This window comes from Arthrobacter sp. A5, from assembly GCF_051131705.1.
GTDB lineage: Bacteria > Actinomycetota > Actinomycetes > Actinomycetales > Micrococcaceae > Arthrobacter_M.
The window spans coordinates 3,201,953-3,218,180 of record NZ_CP180316.1 but is presented as its reverse complement, the minus strand read 5'-3'; the positions used below and the strand labels follow the sequence as shown (position 1 = coordinate 3,218,180).

At 65.2% G+C, this 16,228-nt stretch carries 13 protein-coding genes and 1 riboswitch; of the genes, 5 read left to right on the top strand and 8 right to left on the bottom strand.

What is annotated here, in order from left to right; translation table 11 throughout:
• Positions 1-315 precede the first annotated feature (315 nt).
• From ACLLJI_RS15100 to ACLLJI_RS15085, 4 genes are read right to left on the bottom strand one after another with little or no spacing between them, the layout of a single operon-like run.
• Positions 316-1,485, bottom strand: coding sequence for a Wadjet anti-phage system protein JetD domain-containing protein (locus tag ACLLJI_RS15100; RefSeq protein WP_434613823.1), 1,170 nt, complete (start codon positions 1,483-1,485; stop codon positions 316-318).
• On the bottom strand, positions 1,475-4,855 hold the full coding sequence (locus ACLLJI_RS15095) for an ATP-binding protein (protein WP_434613820.1): 3,381 nt from the start codon (positions 4,853-4,855) through the stop codon (positions 1,475-1,477). The genes ACLLJI_RS15100 and ACLLJI_RS15095 overlap by 11 nt, the downstream gene beginning before the upstream one ends.
• Positions 4,852-5,493: a DUF4194 domain-containing protein gene (locus ACLLJI_RS15090; RefSeq protein ID WP_434613817.1), complete on the bottom strand. Its 642-nt coding sequence runs from the start codon at positions 5,491-5,493 to the stop codon at positions 4,852-4,854. The genes ACLLJI_RS15095 and ACLLJI_RS15090 overlap by 4 nt, the downstream gene beginning before the upstream one ends.
• Positions 5,490-6,932 carry a DUF3375 domain-containing protein gene (locus ACLLJI_RS15085; RefSeq protein WP_434613814.1) on the bottom strand — a complete coding sequence of 481 codons (1,443 nt, stop codon included), beginning with the start codon at positions 6,930-6,932 and terminating at the stop codon, positions 5,490-5,492. The genes ACLLJI_RS15090 and ACLLJI_RS15085 overlap by 4 nt, the downstream gene beginning before the upstream one ends.
• Before the next feature lie 425 nt (positions 6,933-7,357).
• Between ACLLJI_RS15085 and ACLLJI_RS15080 the strand changes: the two genes are divergently transcribed.
• Positions 7,358-8,743 carry an FAD-binding oxidoreductase gene (locus tag ACLLJI_RS15080; RefSeq protein ID WP_434613811.1) on the top strand — a complete coding sequence of 462 codons (1,386 nt, stop codon included), beginning with the start codon at positions 7,358-7,360 and terminating at the stop codon, positions 8,741-8,743.
• Between the two features lie 136 nt (positions 8,744-8,879).
• Here the strand turns inward: ACLLJI_RS15080 and ACLLJI_RS15075 are convergent, their stop codons facing one another.
• Together ACLLJI_RS15075 and ACLLJI_RS15070 are read right to left on the bottom strand one after the other, a co-directional pair.
• A complete protein-coding gene (locus tag ACLLJI_RS15075) occupies positions 8,880-9,023 on the bottom strand; it encodes a hypothetical protein (RefSeq protein ID WP_434613808.1) in 144 nt (47 codons plus the stop codon).
• 148 nt (positions 9,024-9,171) lie between these two features.
• Positions 9,172-9,306, bottom strand: a complete 135-nt coding sequence (locus ACLLJI_RS15070) for a hypothetical protein (protein ID WP_434613805.1) — start codon at positions 9,304-9,306, stop codon at positions 9,172-9,174.
• Between the two features lie 110 nt (positions 9,307-9,416).
• On the opposite strand from ACLLJI_RS15070, the gene ACLLJI_RS15065 reads away from it, so the two are divergent.
• Complete coding sequence (locus ACLLJI_RS15065; protein WP_434613802.1) at positions 9,417-11,753, top strand: GmrSD restriction endonuclease domain-containing protein; 2,337 nt, start codon at positions 9,417-9,419, stop codon at positions 11,751-11,753.
• Positions 11,754-12,115: 362 nt separating this feature from the next.
• Here ACLLJI_RS15065 and ACLLJI_RS15060 read toward each other — a convergent pair whose 3' ends face one another.
• Positions 12,116-13,477 (bottom strand): alpha/beta hydrolase, encoded by a 1,362-nt coding sequence (locus ACLLJI_RS15060; protein ID WP_434613799.1) that lies wholly within the window; start codon positions 13,475-13,477, stop codon positions 12,116-12,118.
• A gap of 324 nt (positions 13,478-13,801) precedes the next feature.
• A riboswitch (SAM riboswitch) is annotated at positions 13,802-13,923 on the top strand.
• A gap of 38 nt (positions 13,924-13,961) precedes the next feature.
• On the opposite strand from ACLLJI_RS15060, the gene ACLLJI_RS15055 reads away from it, so the two are divergent.
• From ACLLJI_RS15055 to ACLLJI_RS15045, 3 genes are all read left to right on the top strand, one after another.
• Positions 13,962-14,528: an OsmC family protein gene (locus tag ACLLJI_RS15055; RefSeq protein WP_434613796.1), complete on the top strand. Its 567-nt coding sequence runs from the start codon at positions 13,962-13,964 to the stop codon at positions 14,526-14,528.
• A gap of 64 nt (positions 14,529-14,592) precedes the next feature.
• Entirely contained in the window at positions 14,593-14,850 is a 258-nt protein-coding gene (locus tag ACLLJI_RS15050) for a type II toxin-antitoxin system Phd/YefM family antitoxin (protein ID WP_434613793.1), read from the top strand.
• Positions 14,835-15,245 (top strand): PIN domain-containing protein, encoded by a 411-nt coding sequence (locus ACLLJI_RS15045; protein WP_434613785.1) that lies wholly within the window; start codon positions 14,835-14,837, stop codon positions 15,243-15,245. The genes ACLLJI_RS15050 and ACLLJI_RS15045 overlap by 16 nt, the downstream gene beginning before the upstream one ends.
• A gap of 152 nt (positions 15,246-15,397) precedes the next feature.
• Here ACLLJI_RS15045 and ACLLJI_RS15040 read toward each other — a convergent pair whose 3' ends face one another.
• Positions 15,398-16,189 (bottom strand): thiamine phosphate synthase, encoded by a 792-nt coding sequence (locus tag ACLLJI_RS15040; protein ID WP_434613782.1) that lies wholly within the window; start codon positions 16,187-16,189, stop codon positions 15,398-15,400.
• Positions 16,190-16,228: the final 39 nt, after the last annotated feature.

The following is a 16,228-nucleotide window of genomic DNA, read 5'->3' as shown; positions in this document are numbered from 1 at the left end:
AAGTAGATGCTGGGAGTAGCATGAGCGAGTGCTGCAGGGGGGACTAACCACGCCGGTCAGAAACGATCGGGGGAGCCAACCGGATGCGGCGCAGGCAGTGCGTGGGGGAAGCGCTCCCGGACGGGTGGCAGTGGACTTAACGGAGATGTCCGCCGCCATGACCGTCCGGGCCAGGTCGGGTTCCGTTACCACGCCGCCCATGGAGCGGCTCAGTGGGAACTCTCCACGGACACCGGGGGATTCTGGCAAACGCTGGCCACATACGGGGCTTCACTAAGAACTTGTTGGAGGGCGCCCTGCCGGGGACCCTGTCGGCTAGGGAAGCCGCGCCAGGACGTAGTCCCAGCGCAGCAGTTCCTGCTCCAGCCGGAGCGACGGCTGGTGGCTGCCGGCCTGCAGGTCTGCGTAGACCGTGCTTTCCGCGGGGGTCAGGTGGCTCAGCGCTGCACGGGTGGGCGTGTCCTCTCGCCCCCAAAAATCGCGGTGGGCGAGCAGTGTCTCCTCATCCATCAGGATGCTGCGCACATGCGGGTGGTGGGACCGGAGCTGGTCCAGGATGTGGAATCCGTGGGTGTCGAGATCGCCCCAGTACAGCACCTCGGTCTCCCGCAGCCAAGCGGCCTCGCGTAACCCCTCGAAGCCGTAGCCGCCGCCGAACACCGCCAGCGTCCGGGGTGCCGGCGGGAGCGCCAGGAAGTTGGCCAGGTTCTCCGTGGTGATGATCCGGTCCACGTCCACGGCAAGGGATGCGAAAGCCGCGCCCGTCACCTCCAGGTCAGTCATGCCGGGGACGGGCGCCTGCGCGGCGTCCAGAAACCGCAGGCGAACCCGGTCCGGTGCGGCCAGGAATCCGTGCCGCCGGGCGTAGTTCTTTCCCGCCAGCGGCCGGCCGGGCTCCAGGGTTGCCACCATGTCGTCGATCAATCGCCGGTGCGTCTCCACAAATTTCGTGTGGACGCCGGGCAGGGAGAGTTGGCGCAAGTACATGCCCGGCGCGGGGTTCGCGGCCAGCCAGATGGCCACTCGTGCCGCGGTCAGGGCGTCGTTGCCGTGCCTGAGCAGTTCCAACGGCCGCCGCAAAGACCACGCGTCGAGCCGCACGTCCAGGCCTGCCACCTGCTGGGCCAGCTCGGCGAACCGCGCAGCCTCGCGCCCCAGACCCAGAAACGCAATCTCGTCCGCCGCGGAGGCAAACACGGCTGCGCCGGGCAGCGTGTTGGCGCCGATCGTGTTGGCACCCACGCTCACGTACTCCAGCTGGCAGCCCCGGGGTGCCGGGTTCCACATTTCGGCCCACGCGGCGGCCCGGGCGTAGTCCGTCCTCAACGCAGTGGCCGTCGGGCGCTTCAGCGGACGACGCCGGGGGTGCAGATCCGAAGGCAGGATCAGAGCGCGCAGCAACTCGCCGCTGTTCCAGACCCGGAGGGAGGCCGTGCGCACATCCGCCGGCGTGGTCCACCCCGGTGCTGCCGGCTTAACGGCCACGCTTGTCCCGTTCGGCCCGGTATTCATGGATGGTCATGTTGCGCAGCTGCGAGTCCGCGCCGGTCTCGTTCGCGACGAAGCCCACGTTGGCCACGAACGGTTCGATGACGTGGATCTTTTGCAGCGGCGTGACAATGAGCAGCTGGAGCTTGAGGCGCTTGAACAGTTCCAGGCCGTACTTTGCGGACTCATCCGATCCCCGCCCGAACGCCTCATCAATCACCACAAACCGGAAGCTGCGGCCGGCGCCCGGGCCCGCGGCGATGCCGAACTGGAACGCCAGCGCCGCGGCCAGGATGGTGTACGCCAGCTTTTCCTTTTGCCCGCCGGACTTGCCGCCGGAATCGGTGAAGTGCTCGTGCTCCTCGCCGGTTTCCGTCCACCGCTCCGACGCGGAGAAGGTGAACCAGTTGCGCACGTCGGTGACCTTGGCGGTCCACCGCTCATCCAGGTTGGTCAGCCCGGGCCGGCCGCGGAAGCGCTCCACCAGGCTTTCGACCTGCAGGAACTTTTGCTCGGAATACTGTTCCTGCGCGCCTATGGTCCCTTCCGAACAGGCCCGCAGGTCCATGCCGAACTCCCGCACCTCGGCATCGGACGTCGCCTGCGGTTCCAGCTGGATGTGCCGCCCAGGGTTGTACTCAATCCGGGCCAGGGACTCGTTGATTTCGCCGATGCGGGAGACAATGTCCTGCTTGCGGGCGTCGAGGAACGCGTTGAAGGCCACAATTTCATGGATTGTGTTTTGGGTCAGGGATTCCTTGAACCGCTCGGCAAACCGGGGGAGATCATTGTCCACCAACTGTTGAAGGATCTTGTTGAACTCGCCGGCGGCCTCCAGCGAGGCGTCCAGATCCGTGGTCTCGGCCGGGTACTTGTTTCGGAAATCGGCCATGAACTTAATGGTCGTTTCGGACGCGCGGAACACCTGCTTGTTCAGCGCATCAATGGTGCCGGTGAGCTTGTCCCGGACCTTGCTCTCAATTTTCGCCGTGTTCTTGTACGTCAATACACCGGACTCAAGTGCGGCTTCGGTGAGCCTGCCCAGCTCAGCCAGCAGGTCGGCGTCGTCCGTCAGCGCAGTCTCGGCCAGCGATTCACAGCAGTCGCCTATCTGCTCGGTGATATCCTTGACGGCGGCCTTGTTGGTTCCGATGCGCTCGTGCACGGCAGTCAGCCTGCCGTTGGCCTTGTCCAAACGGGCCGCGGCTGCGGCTTCCCGGGCGGTGAGGTCGCGCAGGATGTCGCTGGAGGACTCCAGCTGGGATTTCTCCTCCGCCAGATCCGCCATGGTCCGCGCCGTCGCCCGCCAGTTCAGTCCGGCGAAATTGGCGACGGCGGCGATGGTGCCGATGAGCCGTTGCGAGCGTCCCAGATTGCCCAACTTCGCGTCGATGCGGACAAGCCCGTCCCCGGCGGTGTGCACCTTGCCTTCGGCTTCTTCCAGGGCGGAGCGCAGGCGGGCAATTTTGTCATGGTTGTCCCAGCCCAGGACGTAGCTGGAACGGTCCGTGAGCGCCTTGCGGTCGTCCTTTTCGTGGCGGCCGCCGCCGCTCTTGAGCTGACCGTTGATGGTCAGGGCCTTGGGGTAGCGCCGGAACTCGGCCATGTTTGCGCAGCACTGGTGGTCAAAGCGGCGGCCCAACTCATCCAGCAGGAACTCGCGCAGGGGCGTGCCCGGCTTGATGCTGATCTTGCCGGCCAGGGTGTCCGGGGCGGCGGGGCGTGGTGCCTGGTTGTCGCCGACCTTCAGGTAGACCAGCCGGGCGCGCAGGTTGTTGGCGTCCACCCAATCGCTGACGGCCGGGTAGTGGTCGCTGGTCACCAGCAGCGACAGCGCAAAGCCGTGCAGGGTACGCTCCGCGGCGCCTTCCCACGCCGCTTCGGACTCGCGCACGCGCAGCAATTCGCCAGCAAACGGCAGATCCGTTTCGGCGATGCCCGTCCCGGCGCAGAGTTTTTGGCGCAACTGGATCAGCCATCCGGGGAGCAGGTTTTGCCTGTTCAGCAGGCTTTTCAGTTCTTCTGAATGCTCCCTGACCTGCTCGGCGGCGTCCGACCGCTGCCGGTCAAGCGCTGTGCGCTGCCCCTGAAGCTCCGAGTTGTCCGCGGCGAGCTCCTTCTCGACGCCGGGAAGGGCCGCGGCGTTGGCGTCGAAGACCACTTGGTCATCCGGGGCGAACAGGCCAAGGACGGTGGCCGCCTCCACGTAGGTGTTGTAGCGTTCGCGCTGGGCGCCGGACTCGATGGCCAGGCGTGCCAGATCGGCCTCGATGGCCGCGATCCGGCCGCCTCCGCTGTTGCGGATATCGTCCCGGAGATCGGCGAGTTCCCGACCCAGCCGGCCCACTTCTGCGGTCAACGTGGTCTGCTCATCGGTCACCCGGGCCGCGGTGCGTTCCAGCTCCTGCAGGTGGGCCTTGCTGAGCTGCAGCTTCTTCGTGGTGACCCAGGGCGACAGCTGTTCGCGCTGCTCGTGGGCGCGGTCGTAGTCCACGGTCAGGGCGTGGTGGCGGGCTGCGTTGTCGCGGATGGGTTCGAGCATCCGGATGTGGTCCTTGGCCCGCAGGACGGCGTCGTGGGCCTTCTTCAGGTCGTCAAAGTGGTGCAGCAGGTTCTTGATGCGGGTTTCAACATCGTCCTCCTCCAGCATGTTAGTGCGCACAAAGTGGGTGATGTTCTCCACCTGCTTCATGGACACGGTGCGGTGGAACAGGTCCATGGCCTGAGCCGAGCCAATGCCGAAGTGGCGCTTGAACGAGGCGGCATACTTTTCAAAGACGTCGAAGACCGCGACGCCGTCATTCCGCAGGCGCCGCTTCAGCTTGGCCAGGTCGGTGCCGAAGTCGGAGAAGTCGGCCTTGATGGACTGCTCGCCCTCGGCGATGGAGTAGAAGCGCGTGGGCTGGCCGGCCTCCTGAGTGGCCCAGAGCGTGATGGCCAGGGAGATGGACTTTCCCAGCGCGGCGTTGTGGAAGACACCCAGCACCACGGTGAAGGTGCCGGGGCCGCGCAATGCGACCGGGCGGGACGTGTCGCCGATGCCGCTGCGCGCACTCTTGTGGAAGCCGCGCACGTAGGACATGAGGCTGCGTTCCTTCTTTTGCGCACCGGCGGCCTTGTTGTATTCGATCCTGTTGGCGGGCAGCAGCAAGGTGGTGATGGCGTCGACCACGGTGGATTTGCCGGAGCCAATGTCGCCTGTCAGCAGGCTGTTTTCGCCGTCGAGCCGGAAGGTGCGCACGTTCTTGTTGAACGTTCCCCAGTTCAGCAGCTCTAGACGGTGCAGCCGAAAGCCCGGCCGGGTGCCGGTGTCGTCCTCGGTCAGGTCATCCAGGCTGAAGAGCCCGGGCTGGGTCTGGGTACTCATGCTTTGTCCACTTCGGTCTTGTTCCCTGCTGCTTTGTCGTCTGCGAGAGCGGATCGATAGTCGGCGAGCCGGGAATCGAATTCTTCCAGCCACTGGGCGTCCACATAGGCCTTGATGATCCGAGCCACCTCATAGGTTTGGTCCGCGCCGCGCAGTTTGCGCAGGAATCCCAGCTCGGTGACCTTCTTGATGTTGGTGGCCAGCTGGTCCAGCACGCGGGCCTCGTTGCTGGATTCGGGCAGGAAGACAGAGACCATGTCGCCGATCTGGTCCGCCGTCATGATCAGCCGGGTTTCGCTGTTTTGCTGGTCAAACTCGGCCAGCCGGGCACGCAGCAGGGCCAGCAGCAGGCTGACGTGGAAGGTCAGCTGGCGGCGGGGGATGAGACGCGGCAAATCGGCGTCGGCGGCCGGGCTGGAGCGCAGGAACGCGTAACCCTCGGTATCGTCCAGGACCAGTTCCAGGCCCAGCACGGCAACGTAGTCGCGGGTCTGCGCGGAGAGCTCCATGAGTGACTGCCACAGTTTTTCGTCGGCCTCGCGGTAGACGACGCCCTTGAACAGCCTGGTGACAACCAAGGGAAGACCGTCCGGGGTTATCGTCCTGGTTTTAATTGTTTCGGCGGGGGCTGTGCTCATGATGGCCTCACGAAGATGATTTGGTCGACGGTTGCCTCGCGGAGGCTGCCGTCCGGCAGCGTCCAGGCAAGCGTTTGTGATTTGTCCGAGTTGATGGTTGCCCACGTGGATTCGGTGGCCAGCTGGAAGTACGTGACGAGTTCGGCCAGGCCCTGGCTGAGCGGGAAGGCGTCAGTGATGTCCGCCAGCGTGGCCTGCGCGGCGTCGACCAGCACCGCGTCAATGTTGGTTTCGAGCCGCTGCGGATCCACATGGAATTGGTCAAACAGCGCGTTGGCGTCCAAGTCGAGGTCCTCGGCGACGGATACGACGTCGTTGATCGCCACCTGTCGGCTGGGCTCGTAGAGGGGGCGCTCGAAGGGGAGAGCGACCGGGACGTCATGGCCGGGCAGTTCGGCGAACGGGCCCGACGGCGGCTTGCCGCGGACGGCGACGGCGCTTGACTCGATGCTGCGGATCAACTGCATGATTCGCTTGTTTTCCAGGAAGACCTTGTCGTCCAGCAGTCTTCGGATCTGCGCGGACAGCTGCCGCACGGTGGCCTGGGTCTGTTCGACCGCCGGGAGCCAGTCCGTCTGCATGCCGGTGATCGAGTAGAGGCCGTCCTGCTTGGCCAGGGCCTCGATCCGGGTGGCCCGCTCCAGCAGGTCCCGCAGCTCTGAGCGGAGCTGCGGGGACATCAGGTAATCCCAAAAGCCCTGGAACGTCCGGCCCTGCAATGATCCGCTGATGTCCTGCTGGGACGAGAAGATCGACTCCAGGAGGTCGCCCTGGCTGCCCTCCCACATGGAGATTTGTTCCCGCAGGTTGCGGTCCAGCTTGCGGAAGTTCTGCTCCACTTCACGGAAGTCCGCCAGCAGGTCTTTGGCCTGGGTGGTCAGCTGGTGGAAGTGGTCCACAGCCTCGGGCCCGCTCATGACGGGGATCTCGCCGGAGCGTATTTGTTCCATCTGAGCGTCAATGTCATCGCGTTGGCGCTGCAGTTCCGCAAGCCGGGCCTCAGGATCCGTTTCCGAACCGTGGACCAGTGTTTTCAGCAGGTTGAAGATGCTGGAGAGCCGCGACTGCGTTGGCACGAAGTCCCGACCGCGCAGGGCCTCCACCCACCGGATCACGTCCTCGGTGGCCGCGGTGAGGTCGTAGACGGGTTCGTCCCGGTTGTCCGCGTAAAACTTCCGCAGCCACGCCTTGTCCGGCTCGGCCCAGTCGTCCAGGTACTCGCCCGCGGAGCGCGGGAACTTATCCTCGCCGAGGGAATCCCGCAGGCTGAACAGGACGTCATCCAGGACGTCGATCAGGTCCTGGCGGCCAAGGTTTCGCTCGTTGGGGCCGGTGAAGGCGGTTATGAAGAACGTCAGCGCGAGCGGTGCGTTTTGGGCGCGCAGCAGCGACCATCCGGCGTGGGTCTCACGCAGGGAGTTGATCGAAAAATAATCCACGGCCGCGCTCCAATGGCTTCAATTGGTTCACTGAACATCGTATGTCGAAGCTCTGACAAAGTTCATTTAGGTCCCTGGGGTGGCCGGTGTGTCAGTTTCAGTAGTCGTCTTGCGGGACGACCACCGACAAGGTGCGCGGCCGCATAGTGATGTTTATTGACACATTCAGGTGGTCCCATGCTCTTGGCAACGGTGTCGTCCGTTGTGGCCGCCTGCTCGTCGGTGAGCCCGCGGACGGTGAAGCGCAGGAACCCCCAGATGCCGGTCCGACGCTGCCATCAGATCCGCTCGCTCGCCGGAACCATGCTCCGTTTCCAACATTTCCACCCTTGCGAAGCCCCAACATATTACGTACGGCAACTGTAGGTCCAGTGGGCGCTGCAGGGGTGTGCGCTCCTGATATCACATACCGCAGGAGGACAACCATGCCTGTTTCTGAGAACGCAATTTCCGCTCTTCGCGCGTCGTTCGGGGGAGAGGTTATGGTCTCCGGCGACGCCGGTTATGACGGCGCCCGGTCGGTGTGGAATGGCGACATCGACCGCAGACCAGCAGTCGTCGTCCGGCCCGCGACACCGGCACAGGTGGCCGAGGCCATTACCTTCGCCCGCGCCGAAGGACTGGAATTGTCGGTCCGCGGCGGCGGGCACAGCTATGCCGGCCACGGGGTCGGTGACGGTGGCCTGATGATCCATCTGGGCACGATGGACACGGTGAGCGTGGATCCGCAGGCGCGGCGGGCTCGCTGTGGTGCCGGCACCACCTGGGAGCAGCTGGACGGGGCCACCCAGCAGCATGGCCTGGCGGTGACCGGCGGGTTCATCAGCCACACCGGGGTGGCCGGTCTGACTCTGGGCGGAGGCATCGGCTGGCTGACGTCCCGCGCCGGGCTAACGTGCGACAACCTCATTTCGGCCGAAGTCGTAACCGCGGACGGGCGCATCGTGACCGCCTCCGCCCAAAGCAACACCGACCTGTATTGGGCGCTGCGTGGGGGCGGCGGCAATTTCGGCATCGTCACCACCTTCGAATTTGCGCTCCATGAGGTCCCGCCCCTGGCCAACGTGGCAATGTTCTTCTGGGATCCCGAGCACGGCCGCGACGGCCTGCGGTTCAGCCGGGATCTGGGGGCGACGCTGCCGGATGATATGGGCTACCTGATCGCGGGCTTCAGTGCTCCCCCCGCTCCGTTCGTCCCGCCGGAGTACCAGGGCCAGCCGGGGTTTGCCCTGGTTGTGGCCAATTGGGGTACGGCGGAGGAGCACGAAAAGGCCCTCGAGCCGTTCCGGCAAATGACCCCGGCACCACAATGGCACATGTTCGACGAAAGCGCCCCTTGGGGTGCCTACTCCTACGAGAAGGCGCTATATCTGGACGACCTCAGCGACGAAGCCATCGACGTTCTCGTCGAGCACCTGCCCCGCAAAGCCTCACCCCTGTCCTTCGTCCCCGTCTTCCCCCTGACCGGGGCGTTTTCGCGGGTGGCCGACGGCGATACGGCCTTTGGCGGCAGCCGGAACGGGAAGTGGGTATTCAACATCTCGGCCAGCTGTCCGATACCGGACATGCTTCCGCAGGAACGGGAATGGGTCCGGACCTTCTGGTCGGCGATGCGCTCCGAGGCCCCGGGCTCCGGTACCTACGTCAATTTCCTCTCCGATGCCGATGATGAGCGCGTCCGGGCCTCCTATGGAGCCGAGAAATACAACAGGCTCGCACAGCTTAAGGCCGTCTGGGACCCCGACAACGTCTTTCACCGCAATGCGAACATCAGGCCGGCGACCGAAATGGCCTCACCATCCGTAACCTAGCCAGCGAGCTGCGCCTCTTACCGGCGGGACTGCCGGTCAGATACCGGACTGTGCCGGTGACGCGTGTGCCCGGGCGGGAATCGAACCCACGACCAAGAAAATCTCCGGCCTTGAATGCTGTTGTTTGCAGGGGGCGTCATTTTCCGCGTGTTTCCGAGGACTTGGGCTGCCAGCCCAGCGGCTCGGCCAGCTGGTCGAGGGCAAGACCCTCCCATGCCGCCTCGGAAAAGCCGTGGTTGCCGTTGTCATGGTGTTCTCCCCGCGGATTGTCTGTGGTCAATCATGACGCTATCAGCAGGGTCTGACGTTGTTGTTCGCGCGGAATGTTATGCGAGGTTACCAGTGCTGGTCGCGCTGAAACGTGGTCGCACAGGAACGCTGGGATGCCCGGTTTCTTCGGCGCCGGAGCTGTCGTGGGCTCTTTGCCGCTAATGCACGAGCTGCTCCGCCAGCAGGAACGCACCGATCGCTACCATCGCGGTCCCGGAGATGCGGATTACGGTCCCGGCGGCTGCGGGCCGGGTGCGCAGCACCATACACTGCCGGCAGGTTTTGAAAGGCACGGCTATCTGTCTGCGGGACAAGGCTTACGTTGTGTTTCGGTATGTCCCGGACGGGACATACCGAAATGTACTGTAGGGTCGTGCCAGTCTCAATATTGGGGGAAGTTTTTATGAACAGCGCTATGCCGTCACGCCGTTTGGTCACCGTGGTTTCCATGCTGGCCTTAGCTTTCGTGGCAGGGATGGCTTCTCCGGCGGTCGCCGCCAATTCTTCCGGTCCTCCCTTGGTGGCAGTTGCTTCGGTCCCGGGTACTTCCGAAGGCACGGTGGACATCCCGCTCGGGCTCTCTCCGGCACCGGTGGTTTTCACGGACGCGGACGGCACCGTCAACGACACCTATACTGTTCCCGCCGTAGCGGGGCTCGACTACATCGTCGACGGCGAGGTCATTGTCGCCGGGACTTACCCCGGCGCCGGCACCGTAACTGTCACCGCCCGGGCGCAAACCGGTTACGGCATCAACCCCGGGGCCAACGTCGGATGGACCGCCACCTTCCGGACCGCACCTGCACCGGGGGCATTTGTGGCCATGGCACCGTTGCGGGTTCTGGATACCCGTACCGGTTCCCCGGCCGGGGCTGATGCGGCGGTGTCATTCCAGGTCGGCGGGGTCGGCGGGATCCCGGCGGATGTCTCCGCGGTGGTGTTCAACCTGACCGTCACCGAAGCGAAGTCCTTCGGTTTCGTCACCGCCTACGCCTCCGGTACCGGCCGCCCGAACGCGTCGAACGTGAATTACGGCGTTGGGCAGACCGTGCCCAACCTTGTCACCGTGCCTGTCGGGGCCGACGGCAGGGTCAGCCTGTTCAACCGCTCCTCCGGCAGCGCCGGGCTCATCGCCGACATCTCCGGCTACTTCCTCGCCGGCATCCCCACGGCACCCGGCGCCTTCCAGCCCATGGCACCGTTGCGGGTTCTGGATACCCGTACCGGTTCTCCGGCCGGGGCTGATGCGGCGGTGTCGTTCCAGGTCGGTGGGGTCGGCGGGATCCCGGCGGATGTCTCCGCGGTGGTGTTCAACCTGACCGTCACCGAAGCGAAGTCCTTCGGTTTCGTCACCGCCTACGCCTCCGGTACCGGCCGCCCGAACGCGTCGAACGTGAATTACGGCGTTGGGCAGACCGTGCCCAACCTTGTCACCGTGCCTGTCGGGGCCGACGGCAGGGTCAGCCTGTTCAACCGCTCCTCCGGCAGCGCCGGGCTCATCGCCGACATCTCCGGCTACTTCCTCGCCGGCATCCCCACGGCACCCGGCGCCTTCCAGCCCATGGCACCGTTGCGGGTTCTGGATACCCGTACCGGTTCTCCGGCCGGGGCTGATGCGGCGGTGTCGTTCCAGGTCGGTGGGGTCGGCGGGATCCCGGCGGATGTCTCCGCGGTGGTGTTCAACCTGACCGTCACCGAAGCGAAGTCCTTCGGTTTCGTCACCGCCTACGCCTCCGGTACCGGCCGCCCGAACGCGTCGAACGTGAATTACGGCGTTGGGCAGACCGTGCCCAACCTTGTCACCGTGCCTGTCGGGGCCGACGGCAGGGTCAGCCTGTTCAACCGCTCCTCCGGCAGCGCCGGGCTCATCGCCGACATCTCCGGCTACTTCCTGCCGGGCCTGTACCACGCACCCAATTCCCAGCCGGCCTATGCGAGCGGGGCATTCGAGCTGCTCGCCGGCCTTCCCGTCAAGGGGCGTGCACCCAAGACCGGCTACGACCGCGCCCTGTTTGGGACGGCCTGGGTAGATGTGGACGCCAACGGCTGCGACACCCGCAATGACATCCTCCAGCGCGATCTGACCAACACCACCTACACGAACAGCGTTCCCTGCAAGATCCAGACTGGAACCCTGGCGGATCCCTACACCGGAACCACGATCGGCTTCGTGCGCGGACAGGACACCAGCTCCGCCGTCCAGATCGACCACGTGGTGGCGCTGAGCGATGCTTGGCAGAAGGGAGCCCAGCAGCTAAGCACGGAACAGCGGACTGCCTTCGCCAATGACCCACTGAACCTGCAGGCCACCGACGGGCCGACCAACCAGCAGAAGGGTGACGGTGACGCGGCCACCTGGCTGCCGCCGGACACCAGCTTTCGCTGTGAGTACGTGGCCCGTCAGATCTCCGTCAAGGCAACTTACAGTTTGTGGGTAACGCAGGCCGAGCATGACGCCATGACGGATATCCTTGCGGACTGCCCCAATCAGCTCGTTCCCACCAATCAGCCCGCGCCACCGCCGGTGGCCCTGGCACCGGCCGCGCCACCGCCGGTGGCGCCGGCACCCGTTGAGCCCGCTCCGGTCCTGCCTGCTCCCGCGCCGGTCCCGCCCGCTCCCGCACCCTACTACCAAAACTGCACCGCTGCGAGAGAGGCCGGCGCAGCCCCGCTCTACCGCGGCCAGCCCGGCTACCGCTCAGCACTCGACCGGGACGGCGACGGAACCGCCTGCGAATAGCAGCGCATTTTTGGACGTAGGACTCTCCTTGAGCGGTGGGGCTGGTAGAGGTCCACATAGTCGATCTGCAGCCGCTTGAGCGAGCCGTCAATTGACTTCAGGATGTGCTTGCGTGGAGAAATGCCGGCAGCAGGCGGATCGTAAGTTTGAGGATAGGTCCGGTGGCCAATGGGCGACATGACGTCCACAACCTAAAAAGTGATGGTGTACGCGTACGCCTGAAGGCACGCAAAAAGGTTTGTAACCGCGGTAAAAAAGGCCGTTGCCGGGACAATCCGTGCCGTGTTGGCGGAGGAACCTTTTCCGTCCTGGCCAGTCCTCCTCTCCGGTGCTCGGGCTGAGGCCCGCGCCAGAGCTGAGGTCTACGGGGCGGAAAGTCCGAATCGTTTATACAACAGCGGCAGTCCTGCCTTCACTCCGTACTGGACGGCATCTCCGCGGTGGCCGACGCCGGTCCCGGTGAATCGGAGGGTACTCATCCCGGCCGCTTTCGCATCGGCCTGAGCTTTCACCGCCTGCGGCGTGTAGGTCCGGTCAAGGGAGCCGCTGGTAAAGATCGCCAATTCGTCCTTGTATTTGTGTGCTTTGAGGATATTGGCCGGCTTTTCGGCGTCAAAAGCGGCCTGATTCCCAGCAAATACCTTGCTCACGGTGTTCGCGATGGAGCCGTCGCGGGGTTCCAGCTCACCGGATATATCCAGAATTGAGCCAAAGAGGTCGGGTCTTTTCGCGCCAAACGAGAGCGCGCATTCACCCCCATTGGAATAGCCACCAACGGCCCAACGAGCCCGGTCCGTGGCCATGTTCAGGTTTTTGTGGATGTAGTTTACGACGTCGACTGTAACGTAGGTGCCGACGTTGCCCTTGGGCGAGTCGACGCAAAGCGGGTTCTGGTAAGGGCTGCCCAGCTGGTCAACGGTGAGTACGATGGGCCCGAGTCCCTGATGTTGTTTGGCCATGGCGTCAAGTTCCTGCACGGCAAGTTGGCTCTGTTCCGGACCGCCCGGTTGGCCCATCATCATAACGAGGACCGGCAACGGCGGCGGGTTGTCCACCAATGCTGCCGGAGGCAGGTAAAGGTAGGCATCACGGGCAGGAAAGCCCGAGGCAACGGCTGGAATCGCGACAGTCCCTGTTCGTCCCACGGTCGGCATCCCCGCCGGCGCTGTCCAGTTCTGCCACAATGCGGCGGCGCTTGACTGCTGCAGGGCCGGATTAAGTTTGGGCAGGGCCAAATGATGGACCGGATTGAGATTCAGCAGGGAACCCAATGTTGAGTTCAATCCGTACCCGGCGTTAATTCCCAGGGTCGCCGTGGTGATGAAGAGCGCGACGGCGACGACGGCGACAGTCTTCCGCCACCAGCGTGACCGCCACAAATTCACGAGCGCGAGGGCCACCCCGGCAAACGCCGCGACAACCCAGACCCTCGTGTCCGGATCCAGAGGTATGCCGAAAACGTCCAGCACCTTCTCGCAAACGTAAAGAGTAACTGCTCCTATCACCGCACCGCCGACTACGGCCACGGTCACACTGATCAGCCAGGCCGTAGGACGCGGGAGCTTGGGCCGCGACCGCTGAACGGGCCCGCCCTTGGAGGGCCGCAGTGCGGGGGGCAGCACCACGGACCGAACCAACAGATACAGAACCGCCAACAGACTTGCCGCGTAGAAGGCAAAGAGCAAGGGGCCTTGGACGATATTGAGATTGAGGAGCGGTTCCACGTCGTCTTTCCTGAGGTGTGTCGGCCTAGGTCGGGCCACGCCCAACCCAGACCGGGCGGTGAAGTTCTTAGCCGCGCCGGCCACAGTGCGTTTGATTTCCTGAACGGGCTCGAGACCATCAGCACGAACAAATATCCGGCTCGCACCAGCTGGTGAGCCTGCCCGTAAGCATGTCTGCAGTGTCTGTAAGGAGACTGTGAACGGCACGCCAGTACGCTTGACGAGCGGCAGGTTCGCTGGCTTACGAGCCATTGTTGCGCCACATGACTTGAACCCCAGGGAACCTTGAAGCGGGGAGGGCCGATCGTCCATAATGAACAGCAGAATCAAGAGTCCCGACCACAGGCCCTGGCCGGTCGGGCGGCAACCCTCATCGCTATAGTGGGGTGCCCCAGGTGACGATTCGACGCCGCCGGGCGCAGGACCGGGCCGCGTAAGTATGGCGTCGTGCCCGGCACGCGCCTTCGACCCGAAGGAACCTCCCATGACCGAAACCACAGTTCTCACCTCCGCAGGGGAAGCCGGCGCTCAGGATCCAGCCGCGGACCGTTCCGCCAGGCTTGCCGAGGCAGGCGGATTTTGGACCCGTCGCATTAGCGCGGATACGGCCAACGCCAAGCTGACGTACCGGGCGGACGGGGTCGGCGTCGGCTCCGTTGCCACCCGCATCAGCGCCGGCAAGCATCAGTTCACTGTCGATGAGCCGGCGGGACTCGCCGGTGATGACATTGCCGCCAGCCCGGTCGAATACGCCCTCGGCGCGCTCGTGTCCTGCCAGGTGGTGGTCTACCGTCTGTACGCCGACCAGCTCGGCATCGTGATCGAGGACATCAGCATCGAAGCCGAAGGGGATCTGGATGTCCGCGGCCTGTTTGGCATCGACCCCGCCGTCCGCCCCGGCTTCGAAGCCATCCGATTGAAGGTCAACATCAAGGGCCCGGAAACGCAGGAACGCTACGAGGAACTGCGCCGCACGGTGGATGAGCGCTGCCCCGTTCTGGACCTATTCACGAATCCGACCCCGGTCAGCGCGGCCGTCGCCAAGGTGTAACCGTCGCAGAACTCTCAGGCAAATCCCTTGCTTCGATTAGCTTGATTCAGATAGTCTGAATCGCATGAAGGTGATGAGCGCATCCGAGGTATCACGGGCGTTCTCAGCCGTCCTCGACGAGGCCGAGCACGGCGAGACGATCGTGATCACCCGGGCGGGGCGCCGGGTCGCGACGATCACCGCGACCAGCGCGGCCACCTGGGGCTCGCTGCGGGCGGCATTAGCCGACTGGACACCGACGCCCGACCCGACATTCGAAAACGACATGCAGGCCGCCCGCGCCGCGGTCACGCCCGACGAGGACCCGTGGCCGAGCGCCTGATCCTCGACACCAGTGTCCTGATCGCGGCCGAACGCGGCCGGCTCGACCTGGCTGCAGCCGCCGGCGACGACGCCGACGCCACGGTCCCGGCGATCGTCATTGCCGAATACCTCACCGGCGTGCGCTTGTCCGCGACCGACGCGCAGCGCACCGCCCGCCGAGAGTTCCTCGATCGCGCCCTACAGGCACTCCCGATCGAGAACTACACGCGCCGCGTCGCCGTACGACACAGCGAACTGCTCGCCCACGTCCACCGCTCCGGAGCCCCGCGCGGCGCGCACGACCTGATCATTGCCGCCACCGCTCTGGCCACCGGTCGCACCGTACTCACCACCGACGCCCGGGCCGGCTTCGACCAACTTCCGGGCGTCATCGCCCGCCTGATCACAGCCTGAGACGCCAGACCGGCCGCCCGCGCGCCGGAGAGGGGACGTGGGCCCCCTGCCTACCTATCCGCAGCTGTTGATTTCGAGGGGTGAGCGGGGCAGGGTGGTCTTCCGTTCGGGAGCCGAGTGTGAGTGCTGCGGGCAGTGGGTGGTTGTCAGCTTCAGCCGAGCGCCGCGCGCAGGGCCTGCGCGGCCGCCGTCGGATCCGTTGCCTCGGTGACAGCCCGCACGACAACGATGCGGCTGGCTCCCGCGGCAACGACCTGGTCCACGTTGCCGAGGTCGATGCCGCCGATGGCGAACCACGGGGTCCGCGTGCGGAGCGAGGCGGCGTACTTCACCATTTCCAGGCCGACGGCGGTACGGCCGGGCTTGGTCGGGGTGGCCCAGACCGGGCCGACGCAAAAGTAGTCCACGGCGTCGTCTCTGAAACCGCCAACTGTCCCGCCGGCCCGGCCCGCGCCGTCGTCGGACGCTAAGCCCGACCGGCCCGCGCCGTCGTCGGACGCCACATCCGACCAGCCCGCACTGTCGCCCGCAGCGGCGGCCGCCTGTTCCGGCGTGTGGCTGGAACGTCCCACCGCGACGCCGGCGCCCAGCAGCGATCTGGCCGCGGCGACCGGCAGATCCTGCTGGCCGATGTGAAAGACCGGGGCGCCGGAAAGCGTGGCGACGTCCGCCCGGTCATTGACGGCCCAGAGTTTGCCGTGTTCCCGGGCGACGGCGCGCAGCACCGCCAGCTGTTCCAGCTCCTCGGCGGCCTGCAGCGTCTTGTCCCGGAGCTGGATGATATCCACTCCTCCGGCGTAGGCCGCGCGCAGGAAATCCGCAAAATCCCCACGGTCCTTGCGCGCATCGGTGCACAGATACAGCCTCGCGTCGGCAACAGAAGGCTGGGCGGAGGGAGCGGCGGAATCCGGCGCGGAAGCGGTTATGGCAGGAATGGGCGTCATATCTCATAGACTAGTTCAGTACCGCGGGAGCCGGAAAAG